The organism is Hyella patelloides LEGE 07179, assembly GCF_900659865.1.
Lineage (GTDB): Bacteria > Cyanobacteriota > Cyanobacteriia > Cyanobacteriales > Xenococcaceae > Hyella > Hyella patelloides.
Genome location: NZ_LR214209.1, coordinates 1 through 3,116, shown reverse-complemented (window position 1 = coordinate 3,116; position 3,116 = coordinate 1). Strand labels below are relative to the sequence as shown.

3 protein-coding genes and 1 pseudogene are annotated in these 3,116 nt (G+C 35.8%); 3 read left to right on the top strand and 1 reads right to left on the bottom strand.

Annotation, left to right across the window (positions count from 1 at the left end):
- The first annotated feature begins 349 nt into the window (after nt 1-349).
- The 3 genes from H1P_RS32240 (at nt 350) to H1P_RS32230 (ending at nt 1,401) form a co-directional block, all read left to right on the top strand.
- A complete protein-coding gene (locus tag H1P_RS32240; protein ID WP_144875405.1) occupies nt 350-631 on the top strand; it encodes a KGK domain-containing protein in 282 nt (93 codons plus the stop codon).
- Between the two features lie 66 nt (nt 632-697).
- Entirely contained in the window at nt 698-1,099 is a 402-nt protein-coding gene (locus H1P_RS32235) for a KGK domain-containing protein (RefSeq protein ID WP_144875403.1), read from the top strand.
- Nucleotides 1,100-1,158: 59 nt separating this feature from the next.
- On the top strand, nt 1,159-1,401 hold the full coding sequence (locus tag H1P_RS32230; protein WP_144875401.1) for an HNH endonuclease: 243 nt from the start codon (nt 1,159-1,161) through the stop codon (nt 1,399-1,401).
- Between the two features lie 211 nt (nt 1,402-1,612).
- Here H1P_RS32230 and H1P_RS32225 read toward each other — a convergent pair.
- Nucleotides 1,613-2,989, bottom strand: a pseudogene (locus H1P_RS32225) (TRCF domain-containing protein); the annotation flags it as partial.
- Nucleotides 2,990-3,116 lie beyond the last annotated feature (127 nt).

Below are 3,116 nucleotides of genomic sequence, written 5' to 3'. Positions count from 1 at the left end.
GTTCATCAGGGATTTGTTTGAAATAGTCAATTAAGCTTTTATCTAAGTTTATTGAAGTCATTGCACGGTCAAATTAAGCTTTTACTTTAATTTACCTGACTTTAATTAAGAATGAAACAGCCCTACCCAACTTTGGGGGGAAAAAGTTTTGTAATTAAAGAATTAGCCCAATCTTTTAGACTTGACACGATAGTAAGTTAGGTGAGCGACAGCGTAACCCAACGAGAACTTATCTTGCATTAGGTTTAATCCTTCAATTCAACCCATAATCTAAAACTTGCGAATCAATTAGTAATCCTAAATCTTCTCAATCTTTTACTATATAAGCGTTATATACACTACATAAATTATGAACAATCAAAAAATAACTCTCAATGGCGATGACGTACTATCAGTTAATAGCGAAGATAATATTTTAATTAGTCATCATACTTACACAGTGGAAGAGTTATTAAATGCTATTGGCGATCAAATAAATTATCGTAAAAAAGAAAAATGGTGTGTTGAAGGTGTACCTTGCAAAATGTTAGCTCCTAATCAATCTTGGCAAAAAGGAAAAGTAAAAATATCTATAGAATTTATTCCTGACGAAATCGAATCACCACTTGATGAATTGCGAAAAGAAATTTAGTTATCTTCTTGAATCTTAATCCATAAAGCAATAATACAAAATTATCTTATAAAGAAAATTACCACAATGGAAAATAAAAAAACTTTTGAAGTATTAGATCATGAAAATATTCAAGCAAATAGTGTTGTTTCTTTTCCACAAGGAAGAACATTTAAAATTGGTCAACTTCTTGAAAGAGTTAACTTCTTTTTTAGACAGTTAACCATTCCTGAATTACCAGAAAGATTTAGCAAAGAAGGATTAAGTAAGCTTCCTATCTATGCTACTACAAAAGGCTTTGCTCTAGAGGACTGGAATACAAAGGGTGTAGAAGCAGAAATATTAGACCTTGAATCTGGTGGGTGGAAAAAAGGTAAAGTAAGAATGAGGGTAGTATTAGAATTTTGTCCTGATGAATTAGAAACAATAGAAACAAATAATCACTTAGAAAATAATTCCCTTGATGATATCCGTAAAACTATTTCTTAAGTATATAAGTATAAATTAATCTAATAACCATAGTGGGCAATGCCCACCCTACAAAAATAATGCCTAAGACACCTAGAATAAAGATACCACAATCTGTTAGAAAATATGTCTATCAAAGAGATAATTATCAATGTCAAAGTTGTGGCAAAACAAAACAAGAAACCAAGCTAAATATAGATCATATTATTCCTTTAGCCACTGGTGGAAGTAATGATATAAGTAATTTACAAACTCTCTGTAGTCAATGCAATCAAGTAAAAAAACATCACTTTGATAGTCGTTTTAAAAGACGTTATCAGTAGTTGTTAATTATAGTCGTTCCAATTAATTTCCTTACATTAAGTTTAATGGTTCGAGGGAACAGGGAACAGGGAACAGTCAAGTATAAGGTTTTTATTTGGAATCACTATAATATAATAATTGCTAATAGTATCAAACACAAAATAACTTGAATATAGCGATCGCTCTTATAAAAATTCACTATTTGCTACAAGTATTAAAAGAGTTCTTCTACTAACCATTCATCACACCTTCTAATTCTGGTAAAGCCTGATAAATAGCTCCTAACCATTCAATTAATTGTTCTAACTGTCGTTGAGGTTTCACAATACCTAAACCGCGCACCACAACTTTTTTAGAAGCATAAACAAAGCGAGATTGGATATGTTTTGGTAATTTTTCCGCTAGTAAATTCCAAGCAGGTTCGCCCATGGGAGTTTCTAAGACAATATTTTGTTTTCCTTCTGGTTTGACACGAGAAAAACCGATCGCTTTAGCTATTTGTTTTAATTCCATTACTTGAATAAGTTGCTCTACAGAGGCGGGTAAAGCACCATAGCGATCGTTCCAATCGGCTGCTATTTGTGTTAGTTCTGGTTTAGAAGATGCGGTGGCAACTGCACGATAGGCATCCATCTTTTGCGCCATATCTGATATGTAATCGGCGGGAATAAAGGCGGTTAGTTTTAAATCTACTTGAGTATCTTCTACTTTAGGTATTTCTTGTCCTTGAATTTCGTGAATGGCATCTTGCAACATTTCCATATAAAGATCGAAACCAATAGCAGTCATTTGTCCCGATTGTTCTGCACCTAAAATGTTACCAACACCACGAATTTCCATATCTCTCGTTGCTAGTTGATAACCAGAACCTAGTTGGCTAAATTCTTGTAAAGCTCTGAGACGTTTGCGAGCGGTATCTGATAAACTCTGTTTATTGGGATATAGTAACCAGGCGTGTGCCTGAATTCCCGATCGCCCTACTCTTCCTCTCAACTGGTATAACTGCGATAAACCGAATTTTTGAGCATCTTCAACGATAATAGTGTTAACACGGGGAATATCTAAGCCAGACTCGATGATAGTGGTACAAACTAAGATATCTGCTTCACCATTACTAAAAGTCAACATGGTGGCTTCTAATTCTGATTCTGCCATTTGGCCATGGGCGATCGCCAGTCGAGCGTTAGGAATCATTTCACGTAATCCTCCTCCTACTTCTTCAATACCATCTACTCTGGGGACTACATAAAATATTTGTCCACCGCGATCTAATTCGTTACGGATAGCATTGCGAATGACTTCTTGGTTATAGGGGGAAAGATGGGTTTTAATCGGACGGCGGGATGGGGGAGGTGTGGTAATCAGGCTCATTTCTCGAATTCCCGATAAAGACATATAAAGAGTGCGGGGAATTGGAGTTGCGGAGAGAGTTAAAACATCCACTTGAGATTTAAAGTTTTTAATCTTTTCTTTTTGATTAACACCAAATCTTTGTTCTTCATCTATTACCAGCATTCCTAAGTCTTTAAACTTGATATCTTTACCTAATAACTGATGTGTTCCTACGACAATATCTAACTCTCCTGTAGCAAGACGTTTCATTATTTCTGGGCACCAAGTGCCAACAATGCGCGTTCTTCTTCGGTCAGGTCGGCTTGATCTTCACCCGCAGCGGCAGCCGCCATATCGGCCTCAAGCTGCTCGAGGGCTTCTGGTTCAATCCAGCCAGCAAGAA